Origin of the sequence: Comamonas sp. B21-038, assembly GCF_022387135.1 — a bacterium.
Lineage (GTDB): Bacteria > Pseudomonadota > Gammaproteobacteria > Burkholderiales > Burkholderiaceae_C > Comamonas > Comamonas sediminis.
Genome location: NZ_CP092462.1, coordinates 4,735,906 through 4,751,219 on the forward strand (window position 1 = coordinate 4,735,906; position 15,314 = coordinate 4,751,219).

At 60.5% G+C, this 15,314-nt stretch carries 18 protein-coding genes; 16 read left to right on the forward strand and 2 right to left on the reverse strand.

Going from position 1 to position 15,314, the window contains the following annotated elements; genetic code table 11:
- Positions 1-38: 38 nt before the first annotated feature.
- Together MJ205_RS21495 and hemB are read right to left on the reverse strand one after the other, a co-directional pair.
- Entirely contained in the window at positions 39-1,283 is a 1,245-nt protein-coding gene (locus MJ205_RS21495) for a magnesium transporter CorA family protein (RefSeq protein ID WP_373449446.1), read from the reverse strand.
- 71 nt (positions 1,284-1,354) lie between these two features.
- Positions 1,355-2,368 (reverse strand): porphobilinogen synthase, encoded by a 1,014-nt coding sequence (gene hemB / locus MJ205_RS21500; RefSeq protein WP_239810305.1) that lies wholly within the window; start codon positions 2,366-2,368, stop codon positions 1,355-1,357.
- 198 nt (positions 2,369-2,566) lie between these two features.
- Between hemB and MJ205_RS21505 the strand changes: the two genes are divergently transcribed.
- The 16 genes from MJ205_RS21505 (at position 2,567) to rplV (ending at position 15,305) form a co-directional block, all read left to right on the forward strand.
- Positions 2,567-2,986 (forward strand): CopD family protein, encoded by a 420-nt coding sequence (locus MJ205_RS21505; RefSeq protein ID WP_239810306.1) that lies wholly within the window; start codon positions 2,567-2,569, stop codon positions 2,984-2,986.
- A gap of 60 nt (positions 2,987-3,046) precedes the next feature.
- Positions 3,047-4,246 carry a VanZ family protein gene (locus tag MJ205_RS21510; protein ID WP_239810307.1) on the forward strand — a complete coding sequence of 400 codons (1,200 nt, stop codon included), beginning with the start codon at positions 3,047-3,049 and terminating at the stop codon, positions 4,244-4,246.
- A 91-nt stretch (positions 4,247-4,337) separates the two neighbouring features.
- Positions 4,338-4,691 carry a (2Fe-2S) ferredoxin domain-containing protein gene (locus MJ205_RS21515; RefSeq protein ID WP_239810308.1) on the forward strand — a complete coding sequence of 118 codons (354 nt, stop codon included), beginning with the start codon at positions 4,338-4,340 and terminating at the stop codon, positions 4,689-4,691.
- Positions 4,692-4,800: 109 nt separating this feature from the next.
- Positions 4,801-5,442, forward strand: coding sequence for an alpha/beta hydrolase (locus MJ205_RS21520; RefSeq protein WP_239810309.1), 642 nt, complete (start codon positions 4,801-4,803; stop codon positions 5,440-5,442).
- Positions 5,443-5,527: 85 nt separating this feature from the next.
- Positions 5,528-6,700 carry a D-alanyl-D-alanine carboxypeptidase family protein gene (locus MJ205_RS21525; protein WP_239810310.1) on the forward strand — a complete coding sequence of 391 codons (1,173 nt, stop codon included), beginning with the start codon at positions 5,528-5,530 and terminating at the stop codon, positions 6,698-6,700.
- Between the two features lie 329 nt (positions 6,701-7,029).
- Positions 7,030-7,407, forward strand: coding sequence for a 30S ribosomal protein S12 (rpsL, locus tag MJ205_RS21530; protein ID WP_012202325.1), 378 nt, complete (start codon positions 7,030-7,032; stop codon positions 7,405-7,407).
- A gap of 169 nt (positions 7,408-7,576) precedes the next feature.
- Positions 7,577-8,050: a 30S ribosomal protein S7 gene (gene rpsG, locus MJ205_RS21535; RefSeq protein ID WP_021026534.1), complete on the forward strand. Its 474-nt coding sequence runs from the start codon at positions 7,577-7,579 to the stop codon at positions 8,048-8,050.
- 157 nt (positions 8,051-8,207) lie between these two features.
- Positions 8,208-10,319, forward strand: a complete 2,112-nt coding sequence (gene fusA / locus MJ205_RS21540; protein WP_239810311.1) for an elongation factor G — start codon at positions 8,208-8,210, stop codon at positions 10,317-10,319.
- Between the two features lie 146 nt (positions 10,320-10,465).
- Positions 10,466-11,656, forward strand: a complete 1,191-nt coding sequence (tuf, locus tag MJ205_RS21545; RefSeq protein WP_116926819.1) for an elongation factor Tu — start codon at positions 10,466-10,468, stop codon at positions 11,654-11,656.
- Positions 11,657-11,674: 18 nt separating this feature from the next.
- Positions 11,675-11,992, forward strand: coding sequence for a 30S ribosomal protein S10 (rpsJ, locus tag MJ205_RS21550; protein WP_239812823.1), 318 nt, complete (start codon positions 11,675-11,677; stop codon positions 11,990-11,992).
- Positions 11,993-12,225: 233 nt separating this feature from the next.
- On the forward strand, positions 12,226-12,897 hold the full coding sequence (gene rplC / locus MJ205_RS21555; RefSeq protein ID WP_021025592.1) for a 50S ribosomal protein L3: 672 nt from the start codon (positions 12,226-12,228) through the stop codon (positions 12,895-12,897).
- Positions 12,897-13,517 (forward strand): 50S ribosomal protein L4, encoded by a 621-nt coding sequence (gene rplD, locus MJ205_RS21560; RefSeq protein WP_021025593.1) that lies wholly within the window; start codon positions 12,897-12,899, stop codon positions 13,515-13,517. The genes rplC and rplD overlap by 1 nt, the downstream gene beginning before the upstream one ends.
- Complete coding sequence (gene rplW / locus MJ205_RS21565) at positions 13,514-13,849, forward strand: 50S ribosomal protein L23 (RefSeq protein ID WP_021025594.1); 336 nt, start codon at positions 13,514-13,516, stop codon at positions 13,847-13,849. The genes rplD and rplW overlap by 4 nt, the downstream gene beginning before the upstream one ends.
- Positions 13,850-13,851: 2 nt before the next feature.
- A complete protein-coding gene (gene rplB, locus MJ205_RS21570; RefSeq protein WP_021025595.1) occupies positions 13,852-14,676 on the forward strand; it encodes a 50S ribosomal protein L2 in 825 nt (274 codons plus the stop codon).
- A 10-nt stretch (positions 14,677-14,686) separates the two neighbouring features.
- The gene (gene rpsS, locus MJ205_RS21575; protein WP_027010580.1) at positions 14,687-14,962 is read left to right on the forward strand and encodes a 30S ribosomal protein S19; all 276 of its coding nucleotides are present in this window, start codon (positions 14,687-14,689) and stop codon (positions 14,960-14,962) included.
- Positions 14,963-14,972: 10 nt separating this feature from the next.
- Entirely contained in the window at positions 14,973-15,305 is a 333-nt protein-coding gene (gene rplV, locus MJ205_RS21580) for a 50S ribosomal protein L22 (RefSeq protein WP_021025597.1), read from the forward strand.
- Positions 15,306-15,314: the final 9 nt, after the last annotated feature.

The window sequence follows — 15,314 nt, forward strand, 5'->3', positions numbered from 1 at the left end:
GGCGCGCCGTGCGCCGCTGGCTGGAGGACGGGTAAGCGCTATCTGCCAGTGCGGGTCAGGTAGCGCTTGTACGAGAAAAAGCCGATCAGCGCCACGGTGATGAAGGCCATCACGCCCATGGCCCACCAGAAGCCGTCTTCCTTGTGGATAAGGGGGATGAACTCAAAGTTCATGCCGAAGATCGCGGCAATCAGGTTGAGCGGCAGGAAGATGGCGGTGATCGTGGTGAGCGTGCGCATGATGTCGTTGGCGCGGTTGCTCTGTACCGAAAAATGCATCTGCACGGCCGTCTCGGTGCTTTGTTCGAGCCGGCGCACATGGTGCACCACGCGCTCGATGTGTTCGAGCACATCGCGGCTGCGCACCTTGAGCGCTTCGAGCTCGCGCTGGGCACCGGGGGCCTCCGGCTGAGGCCAGGTCTCCAGCGCGTCCACCCAGTCCTGCACGGCAGCGCGCTGGTCTTCGCAGATTTCGTCGAGCTGGTGCAGGGTCAGCCGCGCCTCCAGCAGCGCCTGCCAGTTGGCAATGCGCTTGCGCGGCGACAGCAGCGCGCTTTGCCACTGGTCCAGGTGGCGCGAGAGCTCACGGCGCAGGTCCAGGTAGTTGTCCACGATGATGTTGACCACACGCATCATCAGGTCAGCCGGGGACAACGGCAGGCGGATGGGCTGGAGGCCGCCCGGCGTGGGGCTGCTGCCGGGGTTGCGGAAGGCCTTGTCCTCGCGTGCCAGGCGCTCTTGCGTGGCATCCGATATCTGGCCCAGGTCGGGCGCCTCGGCAGCCAGCGGCGGCGTGCCGGTCTTGGCAAATTGCAGCAGGCGCCGTGCATAGCCATCACGCACCGTGCAGTCCTCGGGGTGTACCGACAGCAGCACCCGCTCCCACGCGGCAAAGCCCACCGGCGTGGTGCTGATGCGCGGTGCCTCATTGAGGGGTTTGGCCGCGGCGGTGCGCCGCGCCGCTGCCAGCGCAGCGGTGCCCACCTGGGATGGCGTGCTGGCCAGACGGCGTATCACCAGCAGGTCGTATTGCGAGGTGTAGTCATAGTGGGAAGGGAGCTGGGCGTTGAGCAGGTCGGAGACATGCAGGTCGACCAGCGGCGCGCCACTGAGCTTTTGCAGTGCCAGCTGCAGGCTGCCCAGCTGCTCGCTGAAATAGCTGCGGGTGCAGGCCAGCCACAGGAAGCCTTTGGCAGGGAGCTCGAAAGGCACCGAGGCCAGCTCGCTGGTCTCGTTGCCGATGATGTGAAAGATGCGGATGCTGCTGGGTGTACTCACCGGGATTCCTCGGTCGCTTCAGGCGCAGCATGGCAAAAAAAACGGGCCTGTGCAAGCCCGCTCTGGTATTTTTGCTATCAGTTTTTCTCTTTGAGCCAGCGCGCTGCGTCCAGCGAGAAATAGGTCAGGATGCCATCGGCCCCGGCGCGCTTGAAGGCCAGCAGCGATTCCATCATCACCTGGTCATGGTCCAGCCAGCCGTTTTGTGCGGCGGCCTTGAGCATCGCGTATTCGCCGCTGACCTGGTAGGCAAAGGTGGGCACCTTGAACTCGTCCTTGACGCGGCGCACCACATCCAGGTAGGGCATGCCGGGCTTGACCATCACCATGTCGGCGCCTTCGGCCAGGTCTTGCGCCACTTCGCGCAGCGCCTCGTCGGTGTTGGCCGGGTCCATCTGGTAGACATTCTTGTCGGCCTTGCCGAGCGCGCCGCGCGTGCCCACCGCATCGCGGAAGGGGCCGTAGAAGGCGCTGGCGTACTTGGCGCTGTAGGCCATGATGCGGGTGTAGATGTGGCCCTGGGATTCAAAGGCATCGCGGATGGCGCCGATGCGGCCATCCATCATGTCGCTGGGGGCGACGATGTCGACACCGGCTTCGGCATGGTTGAGCGCCTGGCCGACGAGGATCTCGACGGTTTCGTCATTGAGGATGTAACCGGTCTCGTCGAGCAGGCCATCCTGGCCGTGGCTGGTGTAGGGATCGAGCGCCACATCGGTCATCACGCCCAGCTGGGGAAATTCTTTCTTCAGCGCGCGCACCACGCGGGGGATCAGACCATCGGGGTTGAGCGCCTCCTTGCCGTCGGGCGTCTTCAGCGCCGTGTCGATCTGGGGGAAGAGGGCCATCACCGGAATGCCCAGTGCCACGCACTGCTCGGCCACCGGCAGCAACAGGTCCAGGCTCAGGCGGTCCACGCCGGGCATCGACAGCACCGGCTCGCGCTTGCCTTGGCCTTCATGCACAAAGACCGGGTAGATGAAGTCGTGCGGGGTGAGCACGTTCTCGCGGACCAGGTTGCGGGTAAAGGCGTCGCGGCGCAGGCGGCGCGGACGGTTGTGGGGAAAGGGGGTGGGGCTGGACAGATGCATGCAGCGATTGTGCGCCAGATCGAGGGCAGGCTGCACAGGGCAGCCCCGAGAGACTGCGCCGGGCATGGAGGTTTGCTACCCGGCGGGCCACTGCTTGCGCCAGATCAAGGCCGCGCCGGTGCGCCCGGTGGCCCCCGTTTTATAGCCGGGGTCCTGTGCTGGGCCATCGCCCGAGCCACTACACTGTGGCGCATGCTCATGCTGTGGATCAAAGCCTTTCATATCGTATTTGTGGCCAGCTGGTTTGCGGGCCTGTTTTACCTGCCCCGGATCTTCGTGAACCTGGCCATGGTGCCGGCCGGCTCGCAGGCCGAGCGCGAGCGCCTGCTGCTGATGGCGCGCAAGCTGTTGCGCTTCATGACGATGATTGCCGTGCTGGCGCTGGGCCTGGGCCTGTGGCTGTGGCTGGGCTGGTGGCGCGGGGCCGGGGGCTGGCTGCATGCCAAGCTGTTCTTTGTGCTGCTGGTCGTCGGCTACCACCATGCCTGTGCGGTGCTGCTGCGCAAGATCGCCAATGGCACGGACCGGCATTCGCATGTCTGGTACCGCTGGTTCAACGAGGTGCCGGTCGTGGCCATGGTCATCATCGTGGTGCTGGTGGTGGTCAAACCCTTTTAATCCGCGCACACTTCGGTACCCCACCCCGCACTACGATCGGCGCACCCGGGCCCACGCACCATGCCTGATAGCAGTCCCGTCCCCTCCCACCCGCCGGCGCCTGCCGCATCCGGCGAACACCGCACCATTGCCTGGCCGCTGGTGCCGGTGTATGTGGCGCTGATCGTCTTTGCCAGCCTTTTCCCGTTTACGGGCTGGCGCACCCAGGGCATCTCGCCGGCAGAATTTTTGCTGGCCCGCATTCCGCCGCCGTACTGGACCTGGTTCGATGTCTGGATCAATGTGGCGGGCTATGCGCCGCTGGGCCTGTTGCTGAGCCTGGGCTGGTGGCGCCATGGCTGGTTCAGGACGGGCTGGTTCTGGGCCCTGTGCGTGGGCAGCCTGCTGTCGCTGTCGATGGAGTTCTTGCAGATTTTTCTGCCGCTTCGGGTCTCCAGCAACATGGACTGGCTGCTCAACAGCATCGGCACCTTGCTCGGGGCCCTGATGGTGCCCTTGCTGGCCTGGATGGGCATTCTGCGGCGCTGGCGCGATGTGCGGGCACGCTGGTTCGACGCTGATGCGCGTGGCGCGATCGTGCTGCTGATGCTGTGGCCTCTGGCGCTGCTGTTCCCGGCTGCGCAGCCCTTTGGCCTCGGGCAGGTGTTTGACCGGCTGGAGATGTGGCTGGTCGACATGCTCGAGAACTCGGCCTTCGAGCACTGGATGCCCAACTTCATGCAGGCCACCGAGCCGCTGTCGCCCATCGGGCAGCTGATGGCCGTGCTGCTGGGCCTGCTGATTCCCTGTTGGCTGGCCTTCAGCGTGATGGGCAGCGTGACGCGTCGCATGATCATGGTGGCGCTGGTGGTGTTGGCCGGGATAGGCTTTTCGGCGCTGTCGTCGTCGCTGAGCTATGGGCCAGCCTATGCCTGGGATTGGCTGGACCAGACCACGCGCCTGGGCATAGCACTGGCGGTGTCGCTGGCGCTGCTGCAAGTGGGCTTGCCACGCCGCTATTGCGTGCTGCTGCTGCTGATGGGGCTGATGATCGATGTCAACCTGCTCAACCAGGCTCCGCCCAACCCCTACTATGCCGATGCCCTGCAGTCCTGGGAGCAGGGGCGCTTCATCCGCTTTTTTGGCCTGGGCCAGTGGCTCAGCTGGCTGTGGCCGTTTGCGGTGATCGCCTATGTGCTGCTGCGCCTGGGCCGGCTGCCTGCGGTGGTGGCGGCCCGCCGGCGCCAGCGGGTGACGGCCAGCCCGCCCGAGCAGCGCTAAACGCAGTAGCCCGTGGCGGTATTGCGGCCCGTGGGCGCCGCGCGGGCGCCAAGCTGCCACAATGGGGGATCGCATTCGAAGAGAGCTTGGCATGAGCGAGCAAAAACCTGGCAACGACGCCCCGTACTACCAGCACCACGTGTTCTTCTGCCTGAATGACCGCGTCAATGGCGAAGACAGCTGTGCCCACCATGGCGCCAAGGAGATGTTTGACCACTGCAAGGCCCGCGTCAAAGCGGAGGGCTTGAGCGGACCGGGCAAGGTGCGGGTCAACAAGGCAGGCTGTCTCGACCGCTGTGCCGGCGGCCCCATCATGGCGGTCTATCCCGAAGGCGTCTGGTACACCTATATCGACAATGACGATATCGACGAAATCGTCGAGTCGCATCTGAAGAATGGCAAGGTGGTCGAACGCCTGCTGACGCCGCCCGACGTGGGCCGCTGAGCGCCTGCCTGTTCTCCTTCGCCTTCACCACCACCGAATTTCCCGCCTAGATACAGGGCGCCGCTGCCGCTGCCGCCGGTGTGCGGCCCGCCATGGAGTTGACCGCAGCATGAACGCGCAAACCGAACGTTTCACCATCACCGGGCCTGCCGGCATTCTGGAAGTGGCCCGCGACCTCGCGGCCGGCGCTGACGGCGTGCAGCGCGGCACGGCCATCATTGCCCACCCCCATCCGCTGTTCGCCGGCACGATGGACAACAAGGTCGTGCAGACCTTGGCGCGCGCCTTTGTCGCCAGCGGCTGGACGGCGCTGCGCTTCAACTTTCGTGGTGTCGGCCAGTCGGCGGGCAGCTATGACGAGGGACGGGGCGAGCGCGATGATTTTCTGGCCGTGGTCGAGCAGTTGGCGCCCCAGGGCGCGCTGGCACTGGCGGGCTTCTCGTTCGGCTCTTTTGTGATGAGCCATGCGCTGACGGAACTTTGGTCCAGGCGCCAGATCGACAAGGCGGTGTTCGTCGGCACGGCGGCATCCCGCTTTACCGTGGCGACCTTGCCGCCTGAGGCGCATGAGCGCACCCTGGTGGTGCATGGCGAAGCCGATGACACGGTACCGCTGTCGGCGGTGATGGACTGGGCCCGGCCTCAGATACTACCGGTTACGGTTGTGCCCGGAGGCGGGCATTTTTTCCACGGACAATTGCCGCTTCTCAAAGGCCTGGTCACGCGCCACCTGCTCGCCCCCGCACTGTGACGGTGGTGTAGTATTGCTATTGTTTTTGATAGTCTGCAGCCTGCCATGCTGCGCTGCAGGCACCTGTTTCTAAGAGTTGTACGACATGAAATCGAGCTTGATGCCCACCCTGCGTAACTGGGCTGCAGCAGCGCTGCTGGCGCCCACCCTGGCCTTTGCACAACTGGCTGCGCCCCAGCCGCCCGAGATCGCGGCGCGCAACTACCTGTTGTTCGACGTGACCACCGGCCAGATCCTGGCTTCCAAGGATGTGGATGCGCCGGTCGAGCAGGCGTCGCTGACCAAGCTGATGACGGGTTACGTGGTGTTCGATGCGCTGCGCAACAAGAAGATCAGCCTGGAGCAGACCATGCCGGTGAGCGAGCGCGCCTGGAAGATGCCCGGCTCGCGCATGTTCATCGATCCCAAGATGCAGGTGAAGGTGGACGACCTGCTGCACGGCATGATTGTGCAGTCCGGCAACGACGCGACGATGGCGCTGGCCGAAGCGGTGGGCGGCACCGCCGAGAATTTTGTGCGCCTGATGAACGAGCAGGCCAAGGCGCTGGGCATGACCAACACGGCCTACAAGAACCCCGAAGGGCTGACCGAGCCCGGCCACACGACGACGGCCAAGGACCTGAGCATTCTGGCCAGCCGCCTGATCAAGGACTTCCCCGAGTACATGCACTACTACGCGACCAAGCAGTGGTACTACCCCGGCACACCCAAGTCCAACGGCACCAATCGTAATACTTTGTTGTTCCGTGACCCGACGGTCGATGGCCTGAAGACCGGCCACACCAATGCTGCCGGCTACTGCCTGGTGTCCACGGCCAAGCGCCAGGTGCCCAATGCCGGCGAGCGCCGCCTGATCTCCATCCTTCTGGGTGCCGCCAGCGACAAGGACCGTGCCAACGAAAGCCAGAAGCTGTTGAACTGGGGCTATACCGCTTTCGATACCGTCAAGCTGTTTGACGGCGGCCAGGCCGTGGCCACCCCCAAGGCCTGGAAGGGCGCGCAAGACACCGTCAAGATCGGTAGCGTCACTCCCATCGTCGTGAATGTGCCAGCGGGCACGGGCGGCAAGCTCGAGACCCAGGTGGTGAGCCAGGAGCCGCTGATTGCCCCTTTCACCAAGGGCCAGAAGCTGGGTACCCTGAAGGTGATGGCTGGCGGCCAGCAAGTGGCCGAGGTGCCGCTGGTGGCGCTCGATGATGTGGCAGAAGCCGGCATCTTTGGCCGCGCCTGGGACGCCATCCGTCTGTGGATCAAGTAAAGCGGTGCTGATGCCGAGGCTTTAACGCCTGGCAGAGGCCCGTTCCTCCCCCTGCAAAGCGTGCCCCTGGCACGCTTTGTGGTTTCCAGGCTTGCAAAAATGAGAGCGGCTCGGGCAGATGGGTCGGCCTTTTGTGCCGGAAAGTAGCGAGATGCGGACCGCTGTGCGGCGGGCTTGCGCGTAAACCATTTGCTCAATTTGGAGTCAGGTGGTACATTAGAGGGCTTTTCGGAATTTCCGAAGGGGCTGCCGTCTTTGCCTTTGGGGCAAGGGACTGGCAGCGAATCACGATAAGTTCACGGTAATTTCACGTTTAGGGACGTTTATTAATGCCAACCATTAACCAACTCGTGCGTCAGGGCCGCACGGTAGAAGTTGTTAAATCCAAGAGCCCTGCTATGGAAAACTGCCCCCAGCGCCGCGGCGTGTGCACCCGTGTGTACACCACGACGCCTAAGAAGCCTAACTCGGCTTTGCGTAAGGTGGCCAAGGTTCGTCTGACCAACGGTTTCGAAGTCATTTCGTACATCGGCGGTGAAGGCCACAACCTGCAAGAGCACAGCGTTGTGCTGGTGCGCGGTGGCCGTGTGAAGGACTTGCCAGGTGTGCGTTACCACATCGTGCGCGGTTCGCTTGACCTGCAAGGCGTCAAGGACCGTAAGCAGTCCCGTTCGAAGTACGGTGCCAAGAAGCCTAAGGCCAAGTAAGCCCTGGTTTTTTGAACGAATACAAAGGTGCTGTGTCCCGCGTGGCGCGAGATCCAGCGTAGTGACCCCAAGCGCAAGTGTTTTGTGTGGGTCGAGTAAGTGGGAGTCCTTGATTGGCTCTCGCGGTGTCTGAAAAGATGCCAACTGAAGCAAAGATAGAGGTAAAGAAATGCCACGTCGTCGCGAAGTCCCCAAACGTGAAATTCTGCCGGATCCAAAGTTCGGCAATGTAGAGCTGTCCAAATTCATGAACGTGATCATGGAAGGCGGCAAGAAGGCAGTTGCTGAGCGCATCATTTACGGCGCTCTGGAACTGATCGAGAAGAAGCACCCTGACAAAGACCCGCTGGAAGCTTTCGTTGTTGCCATCAACAACGTCAAGCCCATGGTCGAAGTGAAGTCCCGCCGTGTTGGCGGTGCCAACTACCAGGTGCCAGTTGAAGTGCGTCCTGTCCGTCGTCTGGCTCTGTCCATGCGCTGGATCAAGGAAGCTGCTCGCAAGCGCGGTGAAAAGTCCATGGCCCAACGCCTGGCCAACGAACTGCTGGAAGCTACGGAAGGCCGTGGCGGCGCGATGAAGCGTCGTGACGAAGTGCACCGTATGGCCGAAGCCAACAAGGCATTCAGCCACTTCCGCTTCTAAGCTGCGCGAGATCTGTCTCGATATTGCAAAGGCCGCATGCAACAATTTTTGCCTGCGGCCTTGCTCGGATTGAGACTGCCCTCACATCGAAGGCTGATGCCTGCGCAATCCGCCAGTCCGCATCGCCCCACACTTACTGATCAACAAAGGATCAACCATGGCTCGCAAGACCCCCATCGAGCGCTACCGCAATATCGGTATTTCTGCGCACATCGACGCAGGTAAAACCACCACGACCGAACGTATCCTGTTTTACACCGGCGTGACCCACAAGCTGGGCGAAGTGCACGACGGCGCTGCTACCACCGACTGGATGGAGCAAGAGCAAGAGCGTGGCATCACCATCACTTCCGCTGCAGTGACCTGCTTCTGGAAGGGTATGGACATGTCCTACCCAGAACACCGCTTCAACATCATCGACACCCCCGGCCACGTGGACTTCACGATTGAAGTGGAACGTTCCATGCGCGTGCTCGACGGTGCTTGCATGGTGTACTGCGCTGTGGGTGGCGTGCAGCCCCAGTCCGAAACCGTGTGGCGTCAAGCCAACAAGTACAAGGTGCCACGTCTGGCCTTTGTGAACAAGATGGACCGTACCGGTGCCAACTTCTACAAGGTCTACGACCAGATGAAGCTGCGCCTGAAGGCCAACCCTGTGCCCGTGGTGATCCCTATCGGCGCTGAAGACAACTTCAAGGGCGTGGTCGATCTGGTCAAGATGAAGGCCATCATCTGGGACGAAGCATCCCAGGGCATGAAGTTCGAATACGAAGATATTCCTGCAGACCTGGTGGAAACCGCCAACAAGTGGCGTGAAAACCTCGTGGAATCGGCAGCCGAAGCTTCGGAAGACCTGATGAACAAGTACCTGGAAGAAGGTACCTTGTCCGAAGAAGACGTGAAGGCCGGTATCCGCGCCCGCACGCTGTCGACCGAAATCCAGCCTATGCTGTGCGGCACCGCGTTCAAGAACAAGGGTGTGCAGCGCATGCTGGACGCCGTGATCGACTACCTGCCTTCGCCAGTGGACATCCCTGACGTTGCCGGTACCGACCCAGAAGACGAAGAAAAGAAGCTGACCCGCAAGGCGGACGACGGCGAGAAGTTCTCCGCTCTGGCGTTCAAGCTGATGACCGACCCGTTCGTGGGCCAGTTGACCTTCGTGCGTGTGTACTCCGGCGTTCTGTCCAAGGGCGACACCGTGTACAACTCGGTCAAGGGCAAGAAAGAGCGTATCGGCCGTATCGTGCAGATGATGGCGAACGATCGTATCGAAGTGGACGAAATCCGCGCCGGTGACATCGCCGCTTGCGTGGGCCTGAAGGACGTGACCACCGGTGAAACCCTGTGCGACGTGGCTTCGCCCATCGTGCTGGAACGCATGGTGTTCCCAGAGCCCGTGATTGCACAGGCTGTGGAACCCAAGTCGAAGGCCGACCAGGAAAAGATGGGTATCGCTCTGTCGCGTCTGGCTGCAGAAGATCCATCGTTCCGCGTGCGCTCCGACGAAGAATCGGGTCAGACCATCATCGCCGGTATGGGCGAGCTGCACCTGGAAATTATCGTTGACCGCATGAAGCGTGAATTCAACGTGGAAGCCAACGTGGGCAAGCCCCAAGTGGCCTACCGCGAAACGATTCGCCAAAAGGTCGTGGACGTGGACGGCAAGTTCGTTCGCCAGTCCGGCGGTAAGGGCCAGTACGGTCACGTGGTGTTCACGGTTGAGCCGCAAGAGCCAGGCAAGGGCTTCGAGTTCGTCGACGCCATCAAGGGCGGTGTGGTTCCTCGCGAATACATCCCTGCGGTGGAAAAGGGCGTGATCGAAGCGCTGACCTCCGGCGTGCTGGCTGGCTACCCTGTGGTGGACGTCAAAGTGACGCTGACCTTCGGTTCGTACCACGATGTGGACTCGAACGAAATGGCGTTCAAGATGGCCGCTATCTTCGGTTTCAAGGAAGCTGCCCGCAAGGCCAGCCCCGTGATCCTCGAGCCAATGATGGCCGTGGAAGTGGAAACGCCTGAAGACTACGCCGGTACCGTGATGGGTGACTTGTCTTCCCGCCGCGGTATGGTGCAGGGCATGGACGACATGGTGGGTGGCGGCAAGGCCATCAAGGCAGAAGTGCCCCTGTCCGAAATGTTCGGCTACGCCACGTCGCTGCGTTCGCAAACGCAAGGCCGTGCTACGTACACGATGGAGTTCAAGCACTACGCTGAAGCCCCACGCAACGTGGCTGAGGCTATTGTCGCTTCCCGCGCAAAGGCCTAAAATATGCGCCCGCGCCTGGCTTGCCAGGTGCGGGCTGCTTTTTGTCTACGACCGGGTGCCGCTTTGTTTCCTGTGCGAAGCGACCCAGCAATTCGGTGTAGACGTTAAACCCAACACAGGTTTTGCTCTTTATTTGGAGAATTCTCATGGCAAAAGGAAAATTCGAGCGCACCAAGCCGCACGTGAACGTGGGCACCATTGGTCACGTGGACCACGGCAAGACCACGCTGACGGCTGCTATCGCAACCGTGCTGTCTGCCAAGTTCGGCGGCGAAGCCAAGAAGTACGACGAAATCGACGCTGCTCCTGAAGAAAAGGCTCGCGGCATTACCATCAATACCGCACACGTTGAGTACGAAACGGCTAACCGCCACTACGCTCACGTGGACTGCCCTGGCCACGCCGACTATGTGAAGAACATGATCACCGGCGCTGCTCAGATGGACGGCGCTATCCTGGTTTGCTCGGCTGCTGACGGCCCCATGCCCCAGACCCGTGAACACATCCTGCTGGCTCGCCAGGTGGGCGTGCCTTACATCATCGTGTTCCTGAACAAGTGCGACATGGTTGATGATGAAGAGCTGCTGGAGCTGGTGGAAATGGAAGTCCGCGAACTGCTGGACAAGTACGATTTCCCAGGTGACGACACCCCAATCATCCGCGGCTCGGCTAAGCTGGCTCTGGAAGGCGACCAATCCGACAAGGGTGAGCCCGCAATCCTGCGTCTGGCTGAAGCTCTGGACACCTACATCCCAACGCCAGAGCGCGCTGTGGACGGTGCTTTCCTGATGCCCGTGGAAGACGTGTTCTCCATCTCCGGTCGTGGTACCGTGGTGACCGGCCGTATCGAGCGCGGTATCATCAAGGTCGGCGAAGAAATCGAAATCGTCGGTATCAAGGACACCGTCAAGACCACCGTTACCGGCGTGGAAATGTTCCGCAAGCTGCTGGACCAAGGTCAAGCTGGTGACAACGTTGGCCTGCTGCTGCGCGGCACCAAGCGTGAAGACGTGGAGCGTGGCCAAGTGCTGTGCAAGCCTAACTCGATCAAGCCACACACCCACTTCACCGCTGAAGTGTATGTGCTGAGCAAGGACGAAGGCGGCCGCCACACCCCATTCTTCAACAACTACCGTCCTCAGTTCTACTTCCGTACCACGGACGTGACCGGCGCCATCGAGCTGCCAGCTGACAAGGAAATGGTTATGCCTGGCGACAACGTGTCGATCACCGTCAAGCTGATCAACCCCATCGCTATGGAAGAAGGTCTGCGTTTCGCTATCCGCGAAGGCGGCCGTACCGTGGGCGCTGGCGTGGTTGCCAAGATCATTGCTTAATTCTTAGAACAACTGGGAATTAACCATGTCCAAGCAAAAATCCGCATCCGCCTGAAGGCTTTCGATTACAAGTTGATCGACCAGTCCGCTGCTGAAATCGTTGAAACCGCCAAGCGCACCGGCGCGATTGTCAAGGGTCCCGTGCCCCTGCCAACCCGCATGAAGCGTTTCGACATTCTGCGTTCGCCCCACGTGAACAAGACCTCGCGTGACCAGCTGGAAATCCGCACCCACCAACGCCTGATGGACATTGTCGATCCTACCGACAAGACCGTTGACGCGCTGATGAAGCTGGACCTGGCTGCCGGCGTGGACGTCGAAATCAAACTGCAATAAGGCCTTAAAGCCACACCTCCGGGTGTGGCTGCTTGTCCTTTCTAACGCGAACTTGCCTATTTGGGAAGTTCGCGTTAGAATTTATGGCTTCGTGATCTATACATCCAATTTGCCTGGCATTTTGGTGGTAAGAGGCGAAGTTTTTATTAACCTTCTTTCGTGCCGATGGCGTCAAACCCAGGGGCAACACCGAGCCAATTGCAGTTTCGGTGGCGGAAGTTTTGGAGCAACAAATGAGTCAAAGCAACTCCCTCGGGTTGCTGGGCCGTAAGGTAGGCATGATGCGCCTGTTCACGGATGACGGCGATGCAGTGCCTGTCACCGTGGTGGATGTGTCTAACAACCGCGTGACCCAGGTCAAAACCCAAGAGAACGACGGCTACGTGGCCCTGCAGGTCACCTTTGGTCAACGCCGCGCTTCGCGCGTGACCAAGCCAGCCGCTGGCCACCTGGCCAAGGCAGGCGTGGAAGCTGGTGAAATCACCCAGGAATTCCGCGTTGAAGCTGACACCGCCGGCAAGTACGCCGCAGGTGCATCCTTGCCAGTGACCGAGATCTTCGCAGTGGGCCAAAAGGTCGACGTGCAAGGTACCTCGATCGGTAAGGGCTACGCCGGTACCATCAAGCGTCACAACTTTAAGTCGCAACGTGCTTCTCACGGTAACAGCCGTTCGCACAATGTTCCCGGCTCGATCGGTATGGCACAAGACCCAGGTCGCGTGTTCCCCGGCAAGCGCATGACCGGTCACATGGGCGATGAGACCGTGACTACCCAGAATCTCGACGTGGTTCGCATCGACGAAGCCCGTCAACTGCTGCTGATCAAGGGCGCAATCCCCGGTTCGAAGAATGGCTTCGTGACCGTGCGTCCTGCTGTCAAGGCAGCTGCTAAAGGAGCGAACTAATGAAGCTCGAACTCCTGAACGAACAAGGTAAGGCAGCCTCCCAAGTGGACGCTCCTGAGACCGTGTTTGGTCGCGATTTCAATGAAGACCTGATTCACCAGATCATCGTTGCTTACCGCGCCAACGGCCGTCAAGGCACACGCGCTCAAAAGGACCGCGAACAAGTCCGTCACACCACCGCCAAGCCTTTCAAACAAAAGGGTACTGGCCGTGCACGTGCTGGTATGTCGTCTTCGCCTCTGTGGCGTGGCGGCGGTCGCATCTTCCCGAATCTGCCTGATGAAAACTTCACGCAGAAGATCAACAAGAAGATGTACCGTGCCGGTATGGCATCCATCTTCTCGCAGCTGGCCCGTGAAGGCCGCCTGGCTGTGGTTGATTCGCTGACGGTTGATTCGCCCAAGACCAAGGTACTGGCTGACAAGTTCAAGTCCATGAACCTGGACTCGGTGATGGTGATCGCCGACGAAGTGGACGAAAACCTGTACCTCGCTTCGCGCAATCTGAAGAATGTGTTCGTGGTCGAGCCACGTTACGCTGATCCAGTGTCGCTGGTGCAATTCAAGAAAGTGCTCGTTACCAAGGGCGCTCTCGACAAACTCAAGGAGATGTTCGCATGAGCCGTGTGAACCCTACTCCCGCCGAACGCAAGTTCGACGAAGGTCGTCTGATGCAAGTGCTGGTTGCTCCTATCGTGTCCGAAAAGGCCACGCTGGTTGCTGAAAAGTCCAACGCTGTGACATTCAAGGTGCTGCAGAACGCCACCAAGCCCGAGATCAAGGCCGCTGTTGAGCTGCTGTTCAAGGTCGAAGTGAAGGGCGTGTCTGTGGTGAACACCAAGGGCAAGACCAAGCGCTTTGGCAAGACCATTGGCCGCCGCGACAACGTTCGCAAGGCTTATGTGCTGCTCAAGCCAGGTCAAGAGCTGAACCTCTCTGGGGAGGCTGCGTAATCATGGCTGTTATTAAGCTCAAACCAACTTCGCCCGGCCAACGCCATGTGGTGAAGGTGACCCGTGGCCATCTGCACAAGGGCGAAGGTTTCGCTCCTCTGCTGGAACCTCAGTTCCAAAAGGCAGGCCGCAACAACAACGGTCACATCACTACCCGTCACAAGGGCGGTGGTCACAAGCACCACTACCGTGTGGTGGACTTCAAGCGCACCAAGGACGGTATCCCCGCCAAGGTTGAGCGTATTGAATACGATCCAAACCGTACCGCTCACATCGCTCTGGTGTGCTACGCAGACGGCGAGCGTCGCTATGTGATCGCTCCGCGTAACCTGGAAGTGGGCGCAACCATCATCAGTGGCTCTGAAGCACCGATCCGCGTGGGTAACACCCTGCCGATCCGCAACATCCCTGTGGGTTCGACCATTCACTGCATCGAGCTGAAGATCGGCGCTGGCGCACAAATCGCCCGTTCCGCTGGTACCTCGGCTACCCTGCTGGCTCGCGAAGGCGTTTACGCCCAAGTGCGTATGCGTTCGGGCGAAGTTCGCAAGATCCATATCGAATGCCGTGCAACCATCGGTGAAGTCGCCAACGAAGAACACAGCCTGCGCCAACTGGGCAAGGCCGGTGTCAAGCGTTGGATGGGTATTCGTCCTACCGTCCGCGGTGTGGTGATGAACCCTGTCGATCACCCACACGGTGGTGGTGAAGGCAAGACCGGTGAAGGCCGTCACGCAGTTGACCCATGGGGCAATCTGACGAAGGGCTACCGTACCCGTAACAACAAGCGCACACAGACCATGATCGTGTCGCGCCGTAAGAAGTAAGGGGTAGCAAATGACTCGTTCTCTTAAAAAGGGTCCGTTTGTTGACCATCACTTGCTGGCAAAGGTCGAAAAGGCCATCGCCACCAAGGACAAGAAACCAGTGAAGACCTGGTCGCGTCGCTCCATGGTTCTGCCCGATTTCATCGGTCTGACCATCGCCGTGCACAACGGCAAGCAACACGTACCGGTATATGTAACCGACCAGATGGTGGGCCACAAGCTCGGCGAATTCGCCCTGACGCGCACCTTCAAGGGTCACCCCGCTGATAAAAAAGCGAAACGATAAGGAGTAGACCATGTCTGAAACACGTGCAGTCCTCCGCGGCGTTCGCCTGTCGGTTGACAAAGGCCGTCTGGTTGCGGATCTGATTCGCGGCAAGAAGGTTGACCAAGCTCTGAACATTCTCGAATTCACGCAGAAAAAAGCTGCTGTGATCGTCAAGAAGGTTCTGGAGTCCGCTATCGCCAACGCTGAGCACAACGACGGCGCTGACATCGACGAACTGAAGGTCAAGACCATCTTCGTTGAGCAAGGCACCACGCTCAAGCGTTTTACCGCTCGCGCCAAGGGCCGCGGCAACCGCATCAGCAAGCCTACCTGCCACATTTATGTGACCGTGGGTAACTGAGGCCTAAAG